Genomic DNA, 19,222 nt, shown 5'->3' on the forward strand with positions numbered 1-19,222 from the left:
TGCAAGACGAATTAGCAATATCCATCCGCCTTACATTGCATACCTTCAAATGAATTTGTTTTATCCTTTTCGATTTCTTTATCAATTACTCTTTCTAGCGTTTCTTTACTAGCAAGTCCTTGAATGACTTCATCTCCAATCATGACAGTTGGAACAGCCATAATATTCGCTTCATCATATGCATGTTGAATCGCTTCTTGATGTTTTTCTTTATATTTACGAGTTACTAAAGCATCTTTAAATTCTGCTTCAGGAAGCCCTACTTCTACCGCTAATTTCGTTAATACATCAATATCTTCAATGTTTTGCTCTTCTTGGAAAAACGCAGTAAATACTCGGTGATGATACTCATTTCCAAGTCCACGCTCTTTCGCGAATTGGCACCCTTCAAAAGCTAAATGTGTATATGGATGCGGAGAAACACGTGGCAGACGCATTTCAACCCCTAATTTTTTTGCAGTAGGAAGAATGAAAGAATCCCATGAACCTAACTTATCTGGCTCGTTCCAAGGATCTATTTTAGAATATGGACTTGGACGCAATTCAAATGGCATCCATTCGATTTCTACATCTTTCTCTTTCGCTACTTCATCTAATGGACCTTTTGCTAAAAAGCAAAACGGGCATATAAAATCTGAGTATACTTTCATTTTCACAGTCATATTATTTGCACCTTACCTTCTTTTTATTTTTAGATGTAACCGAAATGGTTACAATTTTGAGAAAAAAATATGCATTCCCTTTTAGAGACTTGCAATTATCATATTATGCATTCATTTTTTGTTGTAAAGATTCAAATAACTGCCCCATCGTAATATTTCTCAACACTTCTTCCATCGCAGATTGCGCCTGAACTAATATAACCTCTAAAACAGCTTGAATATTCGCCCCAATTGGACAGTCTGGATTCGGTTTTTCATGAATGTGAAATAGTTTGTCTTCTTCCACTACATTCACTGCATGATACACATCTAATAATGTGATTTCATGTAAATCCTTTAATAATCCCGCGCCACCCGGACCGCGTTTGACGTATACAAACTCAGCTTGTTTCAAGTAAGACGTTATTTTTCGAATTACTACCGGATTTGTATTTACACTTTCGGCCATATAGTCCGAAGTACAAACTGAAGATGGATTGTTTTTCAAAATAGATAAAATATGAACAGCTATAGAAAAGCGGCTACTAATTTTCATTGTGATTACCACCTCGATGTAATCATTATAGTTACAACTAGAGTATAAGTCAATCCTTTTTACAAATTTTTTAAAGCAAATAAAAAAGTGCCCCATTACAATATATGAGACACCTCTTCTTATTCTGCAAACAAGTCTTGAAATTCTTCAATAAATAGCTGCACAGCGATTGAAGAATCCTTTAATGAAGGAACAGCTAAAGCAATTTCTCTCCATACTTGTGGTTCCAATTCTCTCGTTTGTATATTCTTTGGTAAACTCGTTAAAGATAACTCAGCCAAAATTGCGATTCCTAATCCTTCTTGAATCATATTTAAAGCTGTTGTAACTGTGGAAATTATATATTCAGCCCGAAGTGGTACGTTCGCTTGTTTAAACATATCGATAATGGGTGGTTCGTACCCACCCTTACATAATATGATCGGTTCATTCTCTAAATCACCTATTGTAATAGAATCGTTCTTACAAAGAGGGTGATCCTCTCTTAAGACAACAACCATTTTCCCCTTCGTTAGGGGCACGATTTCCATATCTTTATTAGGCAAAATAACAATTCCTATATCAACAACCCTCGATACTAACCAATCTTCAACTTCTTTAATCGTGCCTTCACAAAGAACGACTTCTAAGTTCGGATACTTCTCCTTAAAAAGATTTATCATTTTGGGTAAGAAATGTGCAGAAGCACTCGGAAAACTCCCAATTCGAATCGTCCCAACTTCGTGCCCTTTCTCCATCGCTACTTCTTGTTCAATCTTCTCAACGCCGTTTAAGATTTCTCTAATATGTACAAGAATTCTATTTCCAACATCCGTAACGATTAGCCCTTTTCGTTTATCGCGTATAAGAATGGTAACTCCTAACTCTGACTCAATGCTTGAAATCGCATGACTTACAGCTGGCTGTGTCATATTTAACATCCCGGCAGCCTTCGTAAAACTCCCTAATTCAACCGTTTTAATTAAAACTTGAAGTTGTGTAATGGTCATAACTAATCACTTATACTCCTTATAAAAAAGATTCATTTTATTTATCATAGTCGATATCATATCATAGTGAAATGGAATACAACAAGGAGGGATTACAGTGACACAGCTTTCTCGAACTAAGACTGCCATAATCCTTACATTTCTCGTTATTATGTGGGGAATTAATTGGCCGTTATCAAAATTCGCTCTGCATTACACACCACCCGTACTCTTTGCAGGGATTAGAACATTAATAGGAGGATTTATCTTACTTACTTTCGCATTACCGAAATACAAACAATTAAATTTAAAGGAAACTTGGCATTTATACTTTATTTCATCTTTACTCAATATTATTTTGTTTTACGGACTACAAACTGTCGGACTTCAGTATATGCCCGCCGGACTCTTCTCCGCAATCGTATTTCTCCAACCTGTCTTACTCGGCATTTTCTCATGGATTTGGCTTGAAGAATCTATGTACGGCTTGAAAATTTTCGGACTTATTCTTGGATTTATTGGTGTTGGGGTTATTAGCTCTAGTAGTTTAACTGGACATATTTCTATTATCGGTGTACTACTTGCTTTAGGGTGCGCTATCGGCTGGGCACTCGGCACAGTATTTATTAAGAAAACTGGACACCGTGTTAATGCCATTTGGATGGTAACACTTCAGCTTATTATTGGCGGACTTTGCTTAATCGGATTTGGTTCAGAATTTGAGAGCTGGTCTAACATCGCTTGGAGTATACCATTTGTAAGTGTACTACTATTCATCTCGTTCTTTGTTATTGCAATGGGATGGCTCGCTTACTTTACACTTGTAGGAGCTGGTGAGGCAAGTAAAGTTGGGGCTTATACGTTCCTTATCCCACTGATCGCTATTATTGTAAGCTCTATTTTCTTACATGAGGCCATTACAATTAGCTTATTCATCGGACTTTTATTTATTATCGTAAGCATTTGTTTTGTAAATATAAAGCCGAAAGCACTTGCTGTAAGGCAGCAAGTTGAAGTGAAATAAATAGATATGAGAAAGAGTCTACCACTTGTAGGCTCTTTCTTTTTTACCATTTTATCAGTACCGTCACTTAACATCTTAGCAAAAGGAAAATTTTCCTTTTTTATTGTATGATGATAATTAAGTAGAGAATATTATCTCTAATACATATGTATGGACTAACAATTCTAATCATAAGGGGGAATTATATGGTTTTACAGTATAAAGAATTTGGAGATTCAAGTTCTCCACTTATGGTTTTTATTCATGGGGGCGGAGTCAGTGGATGGATGTGGGACAAACAAATTAAACATTTTACTAACTTTCACTGCCTTGTTCCTGATTTACCCGAGCAAGGGGAAAATAGTAGTAAGGATCATTTTTCAATACACTTTAGTGCTGAAAAAATCATTGAATTAGTTGAAGAAAAAGGACAAGGTAAAACTGTTATAGTAATCGGTTTTTCGTTAGGTGCTCAAGTATTAATTACAATGCTCAGCATGAAACCAAACTTGATTCAATACGCTATGATAAATAGCGCATTAGTTAAACTAATTCCTTTCGCTAAAACATTAATAAGATCCCTTGGCTTAACCTATCCACTTATAAAGAGTAAGACGTTTTCCAAAATACAAGCAAAATCAATGTACATAGATGAAACACAATTTGATAACTATTATCATGAAAGTTGTCAAATAAGTAAAAATACATTTGTGAGGATATTAGAAGAAAATATGTCGTTTACAATACCAAAAGGTTTCGAGAATGCTAGTAGCAATATATTAGTGACTGTTGGAGAAAACGAAAAAAGAATCATGAAAGACTCGATGACTGCAATCCTTGAAAGTAATCCTAATTGCACAGGTATTATCATTCCTAAAATCGGTCATGGAATCCCTTTAGCAAATCCCAAACTATTTAATACTTTAATTGAAAACTGGCTTAAGCATGATAACCTACCAGAAGAAGTAATGACAGTCAATTGAGTTCCTTATCTTAATAAACCATGTTGTATTTGTAGCTCTAATCCCCCTCGAAGCTGCTTAATCTCAAAATTTTATTAACAAAGGTCTCATTACTTTCAATGAGACCTTTCAATGTTCCCTACTTTTTACGACGTACTACAAAAACACACGTACCTACGGAAGATACAATCGCTAAAACTGATAAGACAATTGCTATTGTTTGCATATTACTTGTACTTTCATTTTTTTCCACACTAGATACTTCACCATGTTCTCCTGTTAATAATGTACCTTTTGCAATCGTAGTAAGTGAGTGGGGCTTTTCAGCTTTCTCATCGCCTGTCCATTCAACAATTTCTCCATCTTTATATTGTTGATATGCATTCCAAGCTATTTGTTGCTCTTTATCTGGATTTTTAGCAACGAAAGTAAATCGTTGGAACTGACCAGGTAAAATCCCTTCTCCTGTTGCTTCCCATATTACAGTTTTAACTTTTCCAGCTGCATCTTTTTGTTCTTCCACTTTCCACCCTGGCACTGGCTCGTACTGTTGAAACTCGACTCCAGACGGTATTTTCAGTGTGACTTTTGTTGTTGCCATATTCTTTTCAACAGGTACCTTTATTGTATAAGTCTCCCAAGAGCTAACGTCAGAAGTTGCTGGTTTCACAGTTACGTGAGCACTAACAGGTAACGAAAAAATCCCCATTGCAATTATTGTTGCGATCATTGTTGTTCCTAATTTTTTTATACGTTTCATTTTCTATAAACTCCTTTTCATTTATAACGTCTTTTTTATCTGCCACCTACAATAAATTTATAATCCGTATCGAAACTATCAAGAGATTTTGTTAATCCGTGAACTTGTATATTCCAGTTTCCTGTCATGTTAATATACATACCTTCCGCTTCATATTCTCCCGGTGACACTGCCGAAACTTTAAATGAACCTTTGCCCATATTCATATCTAAAGATTGAGTCGTCAATACAATTTGTTCCATATCAGTAACAGGCTGTCCATTCTCATCCTTCAAAGTAATATGAAATGTATTCTGTCCTACCTTATTAGGACTTACATGTAAAGTAAGTTCATATCCATTATCTAATTGTTTACTCTCTGTAAAAGGTCCCGTAGGAGGCATCGGCGGCGTTTGTACATTTGTCATAAACGCTACGATTACAAAAACGATAATTCCAATGATAAACTCTACTTTCACCGTAGCTCCTAACCTTTGCTGCGCTCGCATTCTCCCTTTCACATAATGAATAATTCCCAATATCCCCATACACACGAATAAAAGTATCTTTGCTAATAAGGCCAATCCATACTTCGTATCAAATAGGGAATGGATCGTGGGAATAAAAAATGTACTGTTAAAAAGACCCGTTAATAAAATCACTATGACAGCACCTGTTGCCCATGGCGAAAAACGCTTAATCGCATCCCAATACATAGTCCACTTGTCATCCTCTTTACGTAAAAGAAGAACAATCGATGATAGCCCCCCAATCCATAACGAAGCTGCGAATAAATGTAGAAAGTCCATAACGACAGCAATTTCTTTAAACTTTAACCCATATGCATGACTATTGAAAGCTTTCATAACCAGTAACCCCATAAATAATACAATTGGAATGCTCCATACTTTAAACGACGAAAGCCTCTCACTCTTCACTGCAAAATATGTAACAATTATAAGCGTACTAATAAGAGCCATTTGAGTGATCCATACATAACCAAAAACAGATAGCTGTAATGTTTCTTTTAATAATAAAGGATCGAATGCTTCTAACCATGAAACATCAGCATTTATTTTCGCCTGCAATGGTAGATTGAATAGTAAACTAATAAATATCCCAAATAATGATATCCATATTATTCTCTTACTCCTTGATTGAACTGAGGTTGCATTCCCTTTATACATAATAAGATTAAAGAATAGAACTCCTAAAAATAGTGAGAAACTTGTATATAGACCCCCACGTTCCATGATCATATCGATTTGCGGAACATAGCCCATCTCTTCTACTTGTATATCATCTGTTCCCGCTTCTGCTAATCCAATACGGAATGGAATAACTCCTTGAATCGGATGTCCATCAGCTGAAATAGCTTTCCACTGAATAGAGTAAAGACCATTTTTGAGATTCTCTTTTAACCCAGCCTCTAATATTTTTTTGTTTTTCTTATCAATATGTGCATCTTTTAAATCTACTCTTTTACCTGAGGTGTCTCTTACGAACAATGTATTAAAACTTGAAACTTGTATGTCCTCATCGAATTCAATTTTCACAACAGATGGTGCTTTCTTTAACGTTTCATTTTCAGCAGGATTTGATTTCACAACATACGCATGAGCAGATGCGCTTTTTGGTATCAATATGATAAACACGCACGCTATTAATAGCCATACCCCTAACCTTCGTATTACTTTCACAATCATTTCACTTCTTTCTTTTTCGTCACTACACTTTCATTACTTTTTACTTCCCAAGTTTTATTTCTTGATAAAATATTAACCTGATTAAGTATAAGGATTTATTTAGTATCACTCTCTATTTATTCCTCACCTCTATACTTCCAATATAATAGTAGCTACCTTCATAGATATTACTAATATTTTTAAAGTTGATTATCATTATAGCATAAAATATATTTATGTAAGTTCCCTAAGAAGAAAAGTTATCGTGAATCATTTGTGAAGAAAATGTGAAATACATAAAGTGAAACTTTAATCAGTGGGACTTTTACGGGCATTCGATCTCCCACCTAACTCCCTCGCATTCTCCGACTTTTGAAGCGGGAATCTTATTGCCAACAAATAGCGGGATAAATAAAAAAGGTATTACGTTATTACGCAACACCCTTTCTCCATAATACACTTCCTTTACTTCTCTTCCGGATAATCACAATAATTAATGATCGTGCCCTCTGTATCCGCTAGGTTAAGATAAATTAATCTTCTACCATGCTTATTCATTCGAGGTGTATGCTCTTCCATTCAAATACCTTGTTCTTTAAATATGTTGTGTTTCAACACATTCTTTCCCTATTTTTAAATTTCATTTTCTTTTTTAGGGTTCATTTCAATTATTTTTAACAGCTGTTGTACCCTTTTATCATATGTATGTTCGATTAGCGTTCTCTTCAGCCCTTCCATCGCAATTTTCTTTCTTTGTGACGGGTTCGATAAATATCTTTCAGCTTTCTCTATAAAATCAACCGCTGAGGTAAATGTCTCAATTTGTACCCCTGGAATATAACACTTTTCTAAATCTGAACGAATATCCGTCATTTGAAAAGAACCTGTACTAGCTATTTCGAATGTACGATTATTAATAGAACAAGCATTTACCTTTACTCTATTTCTATTAAATGTTAAATCCTCTATCGAGCGATGTATATTCATGTTGATTTTACTTTTTTTGTAATTTCCTATACTGTTTTCGTAAACCAAAAATGGTAAAAGTAAAATTTTATCCTTCAATAACTCATAACTTTTTAGTCTATCCCAATTACAACCTATAATTAGAGTGTTTTTAGTCACTAAGTACTCTGCAATTGAATCAATAAATGCGAGCCGATTATCAAAAGCAGTCCCTATGAAACTAATATCAAATATGTATTCCTCTTCCCTAAGTATCGGCGTATATGCAGGAGGTTCTGCTGCTAAAGGCAAATAATATACATTATCACAACCTAAATCTTTATAAAAATCAATACATCCTGTATCTTGCGTAAACACATAATCATAATCAAGCACTAAGTTTTTCGTCACATCTGTAAAGTAAGGGTCATCTGTAAGCCAGAGTGCAGTTTTAAAGTTGTATTGTTTTAAATCTTGAATTCCCTTAATTATCCCTTCTTCAAAACCATGAAATACAATAATGAGTGCCGGTTTTATCTTTAAAGCCGTTTTCACCAAGTTTTCGTATGTTACCATCGTTACATTACGAATTGCCTTTTTCAAACTATTATATATAGATTCCTCTAGCACCGGAAAATAGACAGGAACACTAGATGTAACAAATAATACGTTAAAATTTTCAGCACTATTTGAAATCTCCACAGATAACCACTCTCCAATACATGAAATTCACAATTTATATTATATGTATTGCATAAAATATATAGTTGGTTATAAAGCACCCTTTTTCTTTCATATATTACTGTGCAAAATGAGGATTGCTTACCCTATAGTCGGCTCCATTTGCTCGCAAATACTAAAAAAAATCATGCCCACTCCTACAGGATAGTGGATAGCTTCTCATAATATATATTCAACATTCCGAAATACTTTCGTCGAAATATTGAAAAGTATACAAATAAAAAGGCGTTACATTAGTACGTAACACCTTTCACAAAAATACACTTCCTTTATTTCACTTCCGGATAATCACAATATTCAATAATCGTCCCTTCCGTATCAGCTGGGTTAAGGTAAATTAATCGTCTACCATGCTTATTGATGCGAAGCGTATGTTCTAACGTTCGAATCCCTTGTTCCTTTAATTCTTCTAAAGCTACATCTAAATCGTCTACACGATACGCAACATGATGGACACCTTTCCCTTTTTGCTTTATAAATCGTGCTATTGGAGAAGTTGTATTATTCGTTGGCGCAAGTAATTCGATTCTATCACCATCAACTTCAAGAATAGCTACTTCGCTTTCAACACCAGGTGCTTCACTTACGTATCGATCTATTAAATTTCCTGATAAAACCTTTTCATAGAACTGTATCGTACTATCTATATCACGAACTGCGATCCCGATATGGTCAATTGTTTTTTTCATTTTATTTCCCCTATTACTTTATTTTTTCTATTCTTATCAATAGTAACAAAAAAAGTTATAGAATCAAATTCTATAACTTTTTTCATTTAACTTATTTTCTTATTCGCACTAGCTGCTGGGCGAACTCCATTTTTCGCTTTTAAAATGCTAATGCCATATCCGATAAATCCACCGATAATCGCTGGGAAGATCCAGCCTAATCCTACTTCCTGCATCGGAAGGAATTTAGTGAACACACGGCTTACTACTTCAATGTTAACTCCAGCTGCACTTAATCCATCAAATAAGCTGATGATAAACGTTACGATTAAACTCACTTGATAAACTTCAGCTCTTCCTTTGAATAATGAATGGAAGAATGTTAAGAAAATCAACACGATTGCTAGTGGATAAATTGCTGTTAATACTGGCACAGAAACTGCAATTAATTGCGTTAATCCAACATTTGCAACAATTGCACTAAATACACATAGCGTGATTGCGATTGCTTTGTAAGGAACATTTGGGAATAACTTATGGAAAAATGAAGAACACGCTGATACAAGTCCCACACTTGTTGTTAAACAAGCAACTGTAATCATTAACCCTAATAATACCCCGCCATATGATCCGAAATAGTAGTTAGAAACTTTTGCTAATACTTCTCCGCCGTTTTCTAAATGTCCAAGCTTCGCAACGCTTGAAGCTCCCATATAAGAAAGAGCTGTATAAATAATTGCTAAAATAGATGCAGCAATCAGTGTTGCTTTTGCACAAACAACCATAATTTGTGTTTTCGTTTTCGCACCTTTTTCTTTAATTGCATTAATAATGATGATCCCAAATACGAACGATGCAAGCGTGTCCATTGTTAAGTATCCTTCTTGGAATCCTTTGAAAAATGCATGTGATGTATACCCTTCAACTGGTGCTTGCATTTCTCCAATCGGATGAATAAAAGCAACAATTACTAAAATACCGATGAATGTTAATTTAATTGGTGTTAAGATTTTTCCAACAATATCGACAATTTTCGCAGGATTTAGCGAAAAAAAACAAGTGATGCTAAAGAATATAATTGTAAAAAGAATTAACGGTGTAGAACCTAATCCCTCTGGCATAAACGGCTTAAGACCAATTTCATAAGAAACATTTCCCGTTCTTGGTATTGCAAATAACGGACCGATTGCTAAGTATAAAACTGTTGTAAATACAATCCCAAACACTGGGTGAGCACGACTTGCTAATGACTGTAAATCATCTTTACCTGAAAAACCAAATGCTAATACACCTAGTAATGGTAAACCTACTCCTGTTACTAAAAATCCAGCGTTAGCAATCCATACATTCTCTCCTGCCGATTGACCAAGCATCGCTGGGAATATTAAATTTCCTGCTCCAAAAAATAGTGCAAATAACATTAATCCGATAACTACTATGAACGAAAACGGTACTTTATTCGCCATAATATAACCCCCATTCAAATTTCCTTATTTCATTTTCCAATTTTAACTAATTGAATTTTCTGAATATTTAATTTAAGTATCAACTATTCTTGAACTCATTATAGTTTGTTATATAATATTTTGCAATACTATTTTCAAACTTTTCATTCATTTTATGGATATACATTTTTTAACATGGAAATTAGACTAAAAAACCAACATGGTCATCCATGTTGGTTTTACATTTACTATCATTAATTAAAATTTCGCCGCTACTTTCTTAACGTTATCTAAACCTTCTTCAACAATTTGCTGTGAACGATCTGGATATTGATTGTGTCCTTCAATTACAACTGTCTCTGGATTTGCAATTCCCCAGAACCCAAGTACGTTTGTAACGTAATTAACAGCCATTTCCATAGGAGCCATTTGTTCAGAAGAGTAATCTGAACCACGAGCACCTAAAACAACTACTTTCTTATCACCAACTAAACCCTCTGGACCGTTCGCTGTATATTTAAACGTTTTTCCCGCTTGAGAAAGATATGAAATATACGTGATTAATGGTGCTGGTACTGTAAAGTTCCATAATGGGAATGCAAATACTACTTTTTCAGCTTCTAAAAACTGGTTTAAGTACTTATCCACTGTAGCAACTGCCTTCTCTTCTTCAGCTGTTATCTCCATTCCTTGACTACGTTTATATCCACCTGAAATAGCAATATTTCCGTAATACGGAAGATCTAATGCGAATAAATCTAACTCCGTAATTTCTGTATTCGGATTTGCTTCCTTATAAGCACTTACAAATGTTTCATACATTTTTGAACTAATTGCTTGCTCCGCTGGACGATCGTTTGCTTTTACAAATAATACTTTTGACATTGTTTTATTCCCCTCTACTTTTGTATTTTCTTCTTTTTTACCAAACAATGAGCTAAATAATCCCATTTTCTTCACCTAAACTTTCTTATCATATTCATTATTCATCATCATAAAAATTCTTATTCTAATAAAAAGTTCCAATTGATACCTTAACCTAAGTAAATTAAAACTTTTTGTTATTTAATTACCTTATGTAAGTGATTGTAATACACCTACTTACTTTAGTCAAGTAACTTCTCGGAAAGAAAAATGGCTCGAATTAAAAATAACAAAGAAATATATTTCCTCATTCGAAATGATAAATTCGAAAACACATAAGTGAAATCCCTTGTATAATACAACTAGAGAGAGAAATTCATCTATAGAGAGGATTTATTAATGAGTACTTTAGAAAAGATTCAAACCTTTATCATTCTTGCAGCTGTTATATTCGGGGTTATATTAGGACAATTTAATATGATACATATGCATTCAGAAAAATTTATTGTCCCCTTCTTATTTTTAATGCTTTACGGATTATTCCTCAGCATCCCATTAAATGATATAAAAAATGGCTTCCGTAACTTAAAATTCGCTGGAACAAGCCTAGGTATTAACTTTATATGGACACCTTTTCTTGCTTGGGGATTAGGCGCGTTATTTCTTTCAGATCACCCAGCACTTTGGGTTGGCTTTATTATGTTAATGGTTACTCCGTGTACAGACTGGTATTTAATTTTCACAGAGATCGCAAAAGGTAACGTCGCGTTATCTACATCAATTCTACCGGTAAATTTAATTTTACAAGTATTATTGCTGCCGGTGTATTTATTTTTATTTGCTGGTGTAATGAAAGCAGTAGAAATTTCTATTTTAGTAGAAAGTATTGTTATTGTACTTGTTTTACCATTTTTACTTGCACACGCTACAAAATTCATTATGCATAAAATGAAAAAAGCTGAAACACTTGAGAATAAACTCATTCCGTTTTTCAGCTCTGCTCAAATTGTATTTTTAAGTTTAGCAATATTAGCGATGTTTGCCTCACAAGGTAAGTACTTATTACAAAATATGAATGTTGTTTTATTGTTACTTATACCAGTATTACTGTTCTTCATGATTAACTTTATACTAGGACAGTTTGTAGGACGTATGATGCATTTATCCTACGAAGACACCGTAAGCCTCAGCTTAACAACATTAGCGAGAAACTCGCCTGTTGCACTCGCAATTGCTGTGACTGCTTTTCCAGACGAACCTCTTATTGCACTTGCCTTGGTCATTGGACCGTTAATTGAATTGCCTGTGCTTGCTAGTGTTTCACAAGTGCTGTTGCTTATTAAGAAAAAAAAGCAATACACATAATAAAAAACGTCCCACTGCGGACGTTTTTTATTGTCGAGAAATTATAGAATTAACGATACTTATCGTCTCTTACTCATTAATAAAAATGAAATAATAGAAAATTAACTTTTCGTTACATTAACAGATCCTTTCTAATTAAAAATTATAGGAAAAGTAAATATAACGAAAGCTGCCCAAAGTCCGTAGATTGGCAAATACTTCGTAACGGCGTCTTGGATAGCTGTCGGTCCTGATTTGTTTTGTAGAAAACGCATATAGGATAACATAATCCAAATGAGATTTGCCCAAATCAGTATGTTTACTCCTAAAACAGCAAGTCTATTAGGTGTAATCCCATAAGAAGAAAGTCTGAATACGATGGCTGACAAAGCTACAGTGTCAATAATAAGCGCAAGAACAATTAAGGCAAAATTGATATAATCTGAAATGTTCTTTTTCTCGTCTGATTCACTCTCAACAATGGAAAATATAGTAACAGCCAATACACCAAGGAGTATTCCGTTGAAGGCCATTAGGAAATTGCGGTCCAAGAACGGATTTTTCCCGACCCATATAACCGTTATAAGATAAATCAACAATGTGATCAGGACGAGAGGACTAAAAATTTTAGATATGTATGGTGTAATATTCTTAGCAAGTTTAAGATTCATTGATGCCAAGTATGCAGCCACAATAGCGAGAGCGGCAGCACCAAATAAAATAACATTACTAAAATAGAATTCTTCTATATTCAAGTCAACAAACCTAAATAACTGCATGGTTAATGCTGCTAGTACCATTCCGCTCACTGCCATGCTGGCGTAGAGAATACCATATTCCAAATTAAATTTAATATAAGCTAATCTCGTACTTCCTTTTGAATATTCATTTCCTGTAAACGCAAACCCTACTAAGACCCATAACAATATAGGAAGATGTAAATAAGCAAGGATAATGCTGTCTTTATAAGTTAATGGCAACATATTAAGATACAACCCGGAAATTAGGAACAACGCCGCAAGGAAATAAATAATACTTTTTTTCGGAGTATTATTGTAAATAAAATAAGCAACAATAAAAGGAATTACACCAAAAGCTAGGTTAATTGGAGCAATTGCTTCCTGCTCGACAAAGTGAAAAATGATTCTGGTGCTTAGCCCAGCTAGAATAGCTAACATGCCCATGAATAAGAAACCTTTTTGAAACAGCGATATTTTTTCTGCATTTTCCGTTTCCTTGAAATGCATCCTTTCATACCAAGCAGCTAGAAGCTGAGAATCAGGGTTTTCATCCCATGCTTGTGAGAATGACTTTTTAAAAGCTTTCGGGTCTTTTCTATACAGTCTCTCCAACTCATGAGGGTTATCCATATTTTCAATTATTAAATTGTTAACCTCCATATTTATACCTCCTCTATTTTAAAAAATAAAGTTGTTACCTTTTCCATAAAAAGCACCACACTTATTTATTATGTTTTTGATTTTAATATAGAATTTATTGTTTCGCAATAAAATTTTATTATTTCAGATAGTATTTTTGTTGTATATTTTTATTCCAAGCAAAAACAAAAAGCATTCCTCATTCAAAGAAATGATCAAAATGATATAAACGTCCAATTTAATAACACCTTTTCAAACAATTATTTCAAATAAATTTTAGTGCTAGTATACAAAACTCTGTAATTATAAAATAAAAAAGCATGACATAAACTTGTCATGCTTTTTCTTTTCTATCTATATTTTCAAACCTAATGCAGCACATTTTACTCAGGAAAGAGCTTTTTCATTTGTTGAAACCACTTATGTCCTTGTATAAAAAATTCTTTACTAATAAGTAATGTAATTACTGCGTTTTTCAAATTAGTAAAGAACTTTTTACCTTTTATTTATATAGCTACAGTCAGTTTTGAAACTTCCTCAAGTAAAGAACTTTTTATCCCGGCTCAATTTTTCGTAAGATGTCTTTATTACTTGATTGAAGGCTATTTTTGCTTTGTTCATATCTCCTAATCAACCATTTCCCAAAATTGAGATGCTACTTTGGAAATTCTTTGGTCTTTTAATTTTACTATTACAGGCTCTAACTGAAAATCAAATTGTTTCAATTCAAAAAGCGTTGTATGTTCTAAAAATGATGATGTGTAATCCATTCTTGGAATAACGGATAATCCTAGTCCTCTACTAACAAGTGCTACAACCATCCTTATATCTTTACACTCGATAATGATATTTGGCTTGACTTGATGTTCATCAAATACTTTGAAAAGGTCTTCATTGAAGGAGAGTCCTTCCATTGCTCCTAACATAATGAATGGAAACTGGGCAATCTGTTCAATCGTCACATGCTGTGATGAAAACGATGTTGCCCAACTTGATGGAATAATCACAGCGGTTGGTTGTTTTTTTAATATTTTCATCTCATATTGTTCACTATTGCCCAATCGTAAAAGTAAGGCAACATCAATTTCTCTTTGTTCTAGTCTTTTTAATAATTCTTCTGAATTTCCAGTTACTATTTTTATTTTGACATTAGGGTATTGTGTTCTAAACGTACTAACATAGTCAATGAGCATATTCGAACATGTAGACGATACACCGATACTTACTGTTCCGCCTATACCTTGTTCAATTTCTTGAATTTGCTGCTTTACATCTTGAATTTGCATTAACATTTGATTGGCATATTGGTATAGTATTTCACCTGTTGCTGTAAGCTCCCATTTTTGACGATATCGATGAATTAAAGTTGTGCCAAGATCAGTTTCAAGCTTTTTTAATAATTGGCTAAGTGGGGGCTGCGCGATATGGAGCACTTCTGCTGCCTTAGAAATGCTTCCTTGTTTCACAATTTCTTTAAAGTAATATAATTGCCTGAAATCCATTGTATCTCTCCGTCATATGTTTTTTGATATAATTAGTTTATCATATATATATTTTTCATATGTCGAATTTAGCGTTATATTTAATTCTATAGCTATAGTCTTTATATTGATAATATTAACTAGAAAGTGAGAGATACTATGAATCATTGGAGTAGAACCTTGAAGCGCATCATCTTATACGTGCTCGGGTTATTTTTTATGTCGATTGGCATTAGCATGTCGATTCAAGCAGGATTTGGTGTATCGCCTGTGTCATCATTAGCATATGCAAGTACGCTAACGATTGGTTTATCGGTTGGTGTGACAATGGCGCTTGCAAATGTTTTATACATTATTATTCAAGTGATATTAAGTAAACGAATGGAGTTAAATGAATTTGTGAGTCAATTCATTATTTCGTTTTTATTTGGTTTTTTCATGGATGCAACGCTCTTCCTTGTACAACTTTTCCCTGCACCTGAAACTCTCCTTGCTCGAAGTGTATATTTGATTGTTAGTTTATTTGTTATAGCGGTCGGTTTAATGGGCTATACAACAGCGAAACTGCCATTAATGCCGTATGATGCGTTAACTTATGCAATTAGTGAAAAATTCAATTTAAAATTCGGTAAAGCAAAAATTTTGAGCGATTTAATAAACATTTGTGTGGCTGGTGTAATCTGTATAGTTTTCATTCAATCATTAGGCTCAATCGGAATCGGCACACTAATTGCCGCCTATTTTATCGGCAAAATTTTAGGGTGGATGCTACCGTATTATCAACCACCTCTCCAACAATGGGTATTTAAAACAGAAAAGGCTGTCTAAGGAATCATAATAAAGTACAGGAAAAATAGATGAATCAAATTCCTCAGCCGAAATCAAATAATGAATTTTACACCTTACCAAGTGCCAGTCCACATTAGGAATGGCACTTCTTTATTACTGCCTTTTCTTTGACCTTCTATCACTTTGGTTAAATGATAAAACAAACATTGTATTAAAACTAACCTGCCGTTTAGTTAAAGAAGGATCTTTAAACAACTTTTTTATATTTTAAAAGACTTTATTGCTACTTAACACTATTTCATACTATCTTTTCAAACAATTATTTCAAATAAATTTTAGTGCTAGTGTACAAAACTCTGTCATTATAAAATAAAAAAGCATGACATAAAATTGTCATGCTTTTTCTTTTCTATCTATATTTTCAAACCTAATACAGCACATTTTACTCGGGAAAGAGCTTTTTCATTTGTTGAAACCACTTAATTCTCAAACACAAAATTAATCTTATTATCTTTCCACTCTAACTTCGCATCAAACGTTTTCTCGCCTTTTTTAAAGCCTTTAATTAAATCGGTCTTCTCACCTTTTAATAGTTTCGTCATGTTTTTTTGCGAAATAGCTTTGCTTAAAATCTTCTTCGAGATGGTAAAATCACATTGTGTTGTATTGTAGTTAGAACAACCGTAAAACGTCGACTTATCAATAACATCGCCATCGCATTTTTTACAGTTCCCGACCTTTTTACCTGTTGTAAATTTCGATCCTTTTCGCTCAATCGATTCAACATGTAATCCGGTGAAATCCCATTTCTCCGACATTTCTACCGCGTCTTCAATAATTTTAGCTGATAGCTTTTTCGTTTGCTCCATAAATGTCGCTGGTGAAGCTGTACCTTCTCCAATTTCCGCAAGGCGTTGCTCCCATTTTGCTGTCATTTCTGGTGAAGCTAGTATTTTATCACCGATTGCTGTAATTAATACTTTCCCTTTATCGGTTGCGTACACTTGGTTTTTCTGTACATCTATATATTTACGGTCTTTCAGCATTGTAATAATACCAGCACGAGTGGCCTCAGTACCTAAACCTTCTGTTTTCTTCAATACTTTCTCAAGCTCTTCATTTTCTAAATACTTACCGGCCGTTTTCATTAACGTAATGAGTTGTCCTTCTGTATAACGTTTCGGTGGCTGTGTTTTTCCTTCTTTCACTTTCACCTTTACAACTTTTCCTTGTTCACCTTCAGCTACAATTGGAAGAATCGTTTCGTCATCTTTATCGTCTTGGAAAATAACTTTACGCCAACCTTCTTGAATTTGCTGTTTTCCTTTCGAAATGAACGCAGCACGTTCGTCTACAAGAGTTGTAATCGTTGTGTAATCAAAGATTGCTACTTCATAATGCGCCGCAATCAGCCTTCTTACGATCATATCGTAAATTTTCTTTTCATCACCTGATAGTTTGCTTGGATTTGTAACTTGCTCTGTCGGTATAATTGCGTAGTGATCTGTAACTTTCTTTTCATTCACATAACGCTTATTATTCATAATCGATTCAATTGGTGCTGGCAATAAACCTTTATATTCATCAAACTGACTTAACTTCTGTAAAATATCAGGGAACGTCGCTGCCTCTCCTTGTGTAACATAGTTAGAATCCGAACGAGGGTAAGAGACAATCCCTTTTTGATATAGTGCTTGCGTTATATCAAGTGTCTTTTTTGGTGAAAATTTAAAGGCTTTATTCGCTGTCGCTTGCAGTGCTGATAAATTAAATAAAAACGGCGGCTGAAACTCTTTACGCTCCGTTTTCATTTCTTTTACTACAGCCGGTTTGTTTTGACAAAACGCTGCAATTTTATTTGCCAAATCAGGGTCATTTAAGCGGGACTCATTATCTTTCTCCCATTTCCCCTCATATTTCTTTCCTTCTATATTAAAGGTTGCGAACACTTCCCAAAACGGCTCTGACTTAAAGTTCTCTATTTCTTTTTCACGCTTTACAATGAGTGCTAATGTTGGTGTTTGTACACGACCAGCGGAAAACACATCATTCATTCCTTTTTTCTTTAGCAAAATACTAAAGACACGCGATGCATTCATACCAACGACCCAGTCAGCGCAAGATCTTGTATATGCTTCGTAATACGTATTAATCGTATCTGCTTCATCTAGTAAGTTTTTAAATCCTTGATAAATAGCTTGCTTCGTTAAAGATGAAATCCAAAGACGCTTCATTGGCTTTTGCACGTTGCAAAGATTAATAATATTTCTTACAATCAGTTCCCCTTCACGCCCAGCATCACCCGCGTGAATAATTTCTGTTACCTGTGGATTATGTAACAGCTGTTTCACAACGTTAAATTGCTTATACTTTGACTTTGTTACCTCAAATTGAAAACGCTCTGGAATCATCGGCAATGTATTAAGTGACCATTTCTTCCACTCAGCGTGATAATGTTCTGGATTACATAACTGCGTCAAATGACCAATTGCCCATGTACAGTACGCTCCATTTGGAAATAACTCATTTGCTTCTACTTCTAAATACCCATCTTTCCGGCGATATTTAAACTGTGAAACAAGAGCCAAACCTTGATCTGGTTTCTCGGCAATAATTAATTTCATCTTCTAACTCCCTATCTGTATTCCAGTGTTACTTTCATTGTCTATCTGTTTAGAAGCGATGATAAAACAACCATCTTATTTATCATTCGCGGTTTGCCTCACAAATGGGAGACCTATAATATTATACGCTTATTCTTTATAGCTTCACAATAGAAACTCATTATATAACACTTTCTTTCTCATGCTTATAGACAAAAAAGACGCTCAAAAATCGAACATCTTTTCCATTCACTACTACTTGCTTACATATATTCTTTCAAAATAAAAATACAACAATTCTTTATGAAGCATCGTCCACTAAGAGAACTATCATTATTTGAAAATTATATTGAACTTACCTTTTTTAAATTGTGCAGATAATTTGCAGATATATATTAGCATAAGTACT

At 34.2% G+C, this 19,222-nt stretch carries 16 protein-coding genes and 1 pseudogene; 4 read left to right on the forward strand and 13 right to left on the reverse strand.

Annotated features, from left to right (window positions below; all coding sequences use genetic code 11):
* Positions 1–11: 11 nt before the first annotated feature.
* The 3 genes from MR066_RS14425 to MR066_RS14435 all read right to left on the reverse strand — a co-directional run bounded on the left by MR066_RS14425 (position 12) and on the right by MR066_RS14435 (position 2,186).
* Positions 12–662, reverse strand: a complete 651-nt coding sequence (locus MR066_RS14425; RefSeq protein WP_002012302.1) for a DsbA family oxidoreductase — start codon at positions 660–662, stop codon at positions 12–14.
* Positions 663–765: 103 nt separating this feature from the next.
* Positions 766–1,197: an Rrf2 family transcriptional regulator gene (locus MR066_RS14430; RefSeq protein ID WP_002012300.1), complete on the reverse strand. Its 432-nt coding sequence runs from the start codon at positions 1,195–1,197 to the stop codon at positions 766–768.
* A 119-nt stretch (positions 1,198–1,316) separates the two neighbouring features.
* On the reverse strand, positions 1,317–2,186 hold the full coding sequence (locus MR066_RS14435; RefSeq protein ID WP_002012297.1) for a LysR family transcriptional regulator: 870 nt from the start codon (positions 2,184–2,186) through the stop codon (positions 1,317–1,319).
* A 97-nt stretch (positions 2,187–2,283) separates the two neighbouring features.
* Between MR066_RS14435 and MR066_RS14440 the strand changes: the two genes are divergently transcribed.
* Both MR066_RS14440 and MR066_RS14445 read left to right on the forward strand, forming a co-directional pair.
* Complete coding sequence (locus tag MR066_RS14440; RefSeq protein WP_002086216.1) at positions 2,284–3,189, forward strand: DMT family transporter; 906 nt, start codon at positions 2,284–2,286, stop codon at positions 3,187–3,189.
* Between the two features lie 185 nt (positions 3,190–3,374).
* Positions 3,375–4,151 carry an alpha/beta fold hydrolase gene (locus MR066_RS14445; protein WP_002168626.1) on the forward strand — a complete coding sequence of 259 codons (777 nt, stop codon included), beginning with the start codon at positions 3,375–3,377 and terminating at the stop codon, positions 4,149–4,151.
* A 118-nt stretch (positions 4,152–4,269) separates the two neighbouring features.
* Here the strand turns inward: MR066_RS14445 and MR066_RS14450 are convergent, their stop codons facing one another.
* The 7 genes and pseudogenes from MR066_RS14450 to MR066_RS14480 all read right to left on the reverse strand — a co-directional run bounded on the left by MR066_RS14450 (position 4,270) and on the right by MR066_RS14480 (position 11,304).
* On the reverse strand, positions 4,270–4,890 hold the full coding sequence (locus MR066_RS14450) for a YcnI family copper-binding membrane protein (protein ID WP_242247537.1): 621 nt from the start codon (positions 4,888–4,890) through the stop codon (positions 4,270–4,272).
* Between the two features lie 35 nt (positions 4,891–4,925).
* Entirely contained in the window at positions 4,926–6,575 is a 1,650-nt protein-coding gene (locus tag MR066_RS14455) for a copper resistance CopC/CopD family protein (protein ID WP_242247538.1), read from the reverse strand.
* A 444-nt stretch (positions 6,576–7,019) separates the two neighbouring features.
* A pseudogene (locus tag MR066_RS14460) lies at positions 7,020–7,127 on the reverse strand (glyoxalase); the annotation flags it as partial.
* A 60-nt stretch (positions 7,128–7,187) separates the two neighbouring features.
* Positions 7,188–8,201 (reverse strand): CgeB family protein, encoded by a 1,014-nt coding sequence (locus MR066_RS14465; protein ID WP_242247539.1) that lies wholly within the window; start codon positions 8,199–8,201, stop codon positions 7,188–7,190.
* A 308-nt stretch (positions 8,202–8,509) separates the two neighbouring features.
* Positions 8,510–8,929, reverse strand: a complete 420-nt coding sequence (locus tag MR066_RS14470) for a VOC family protein (RefSeq protein ID WP_242247540.1) — start codon at positions 8,927–8,929, stop codon at positions 8,510–8,512.
* Positions 8,930–9,015: 86 nt separating this feature from the next.
* Positions 9,016–10,374, reverse strand: a complete 1,359-nt coding sequence (gene brnQ, locus MR066_RS14475) for a branched-chain amino acid transport system II carrier protein (RefSeq protein WP_242247541.1) — start codon at positions 10,372–10,374, stop codon at positions 9,016–9,018.
* A gap of 237 nt (positions 10,375–10,611) precedes the next feature.
* A complete protein-coding gene (locus MR066_RS14480; RefSeq protein ID WP_002165961.1) occupies positions 10,612–11,304 on the reverse strand; it encodes an FMN-dependent NADH-azoreductase in 693 nt (230 codons plus the stop codon).
* Between the two features lie 312 nt (positions 11,305–11,616).
* Between MR066_RS14480 and MR066_RS14485 the strand changes: the two genes are divergently transcribed.
* Positions 11,617–12,582 (forward strand): arsenic resistance protein, encoded by a 966-nt coding sequence (locus MR066_RS14485; RefSeq protein WP_242247542.1) that lies wholly within the window; start codon positions 11,617–11,619, stop codon positions 12,580–12,582.
* Positions 12,583–12,713: 131 nt separating this feature from the next.
* On the opposite strand, the gene MR066_RS14490 is transcribed toward MR066_RS14485, so the two are convergent.
* Together MR066_RS14490 and MR066_RS14495 are read right to left on the reverse strand one after the other, a co-directional pair.
* Positions 12,714–13,961, reverse strand: a complete 1,248-nt coding sequence (locus MR066_RS14490; protein ID WP_016092821.1) for a DUF4153 domain-containing protein — start codon at positions 13,959–13,961, stop codon at positions 12,714–12,716.
* Between the two features lie 605 nt (positions 13,962–14,566).
* A complete protein-coding gene (locus MR066_RS14495; RefSeq protein ID WP_000347551.1) occupies positions 14,567–15,442 on the reverse strand; it encodes a LysR family transcriptional regulator in 876 nt (291 codons plus the stop codon).
* Between the two features lie 138 nt (positions 15,443–15,580).
* Between MR066_RS14495 and MR066_RS14500 the strand changes: the two genes are divergently transcribed.
* Entirely contained in the window at positions 15,581–16,249 is a 669-nt protein-coding gene (locus tag MR066_RS14500; RefSeq protein ID WP_242247543.1) for a YczE/YyaS/YitT family protein, read from the forward strand.
* A gap of 440 nt (positions 16,250–16,689) precedes the next feature.
* Here the strand turns inward: MR066_RS14500 and topB are convergent, their stop codons facing one another.
* The gene (gene topB, locus MR066_RS14505) at positions 16,690–18,834 is read right to left on the reverse strand and encodes a DNA topoisomerase III (RefSeq protein WP_002012275.1); all 2,145 of its coding nucleotides are present in this window, start codon (positions 18,832–18,834) and stop codon (positions 16,690–16,692) included.
* Positions 18,835–19,222 lie beyond the last annotated feature (388 nt).

Source organism: Bacillus cereus group sp. BfR-BA-01523, from assembly GCF_022662615.1.
Taxonomy (GTDB): Bacteria; Bacillota; Bacilli; order Bacillales; family Bacillaceae_G; genus Bacillus_A; species Bacillus_A mycoides.

What these genes read in the sequence shown, in the direction of transcription:
- MR066_RS14425 (WP_002012302.1), bottom strand. Translation starts at nt 662, where the DNA reads ATGACTGTGAAAATGAAAGTATACTCAGATTTTATATGCCCGTTTTGC.
- MR066_RS14430 (WP_002012300.1), bottom strand. Translation starts at nt 1,197, where the DNA reads ATGAAAATTAGTAGCCGCTTTTCTATAGCTGTTCATATTTTATCTATT.
- MR066_RS14435 (WP_002012297.1), bottom strand. Translation starts at nt 2,186, where the DNA reads ATGACCATTACACAACTTCAAGTTTTAATTAAAACGGTTGAATTAGGG.
- MR066_RS14445 (WP_002168626.1), top strand. Translation starts at nt 3,375, where the DNA reads ATGGTTTTACAGTATAAAGAATTTGGAGATTCAAGTTCTCCACTTATG.
- MR066_RS14450 (WP_242247537.1), bottom strand. Translation starts at nt 4,890, where the DNA reads ATGAAACGTATAAAAAAATTAGGAACAACAATGATCGCAACAATAATT.
- MR066_RS14455 (WP_242247538.1), bottom strand. Translation starts at nt 6,575, where the DNA reads ATGATTGTGAAAGTAATACGAAGGTTAGGGGTATGGCTATTAATAGCG.
- MR066_RS14470 (WP_242247540.1), bottom strand. Translation starts at nt 8,929, where the DNA reads ATGAAAAAAACAATTGACCATATCGGGATCGCAGTTCGTGATATAGAT.
- brnQ (WP_242247541.1), bottom strand. Translation starts at nt 10,374, where the DNA reads ATGGCGAATAAAGTACCGTTTTCGTTCATAGTAGTTATCGGATTAATG.
- MR066_RS14480 (WP_002165961.1), bottom strand. Translation starts at nt 11,304, where the DNA reads ATGGGATTATTTAGCTCATTGTTTGGTAAAAAAGAAGAAAATACAAAA.
- MR066_RS14485 (WP_242247542.1), top strand. Translation starts at nt 11,617, where the DNA reads ATGAGTACTTTAGAAAAGATTCAAACCTTTATCATTCTTGCAGCTGTT.
- MR066_RS14490 (WP_016092821.1), bottom strand. Translation starts at nt 13,961, where the DNA reads ATGGAGGTTAACAATTTAATAATTGAAAATATGGATAACCCTCATGAG.
- MR066_RS14495 (WP_000347551.1), bottom strand. Translation starts at nt 15,442, where the DNA reads ATGGATTTCAGGCAATTATATTACTTTAAAGAAATTGTGAAACAAGGA.
- MR066_RS14500 (WP_242247543.1), top strand. Translation starts at nt 15,581, where the DNA reads ATGAATCATTGGAGTAGAACCTTGAAGCGCATCATCTTATACGTGCTC.
- topB (WP_002012275.1), bottom strand. Translation starts at nt 18,834, where the DNA reads ATGAAATTAATTATTGCCGAGAAACCAGATCAAGGTTTGGCTCTTGTT.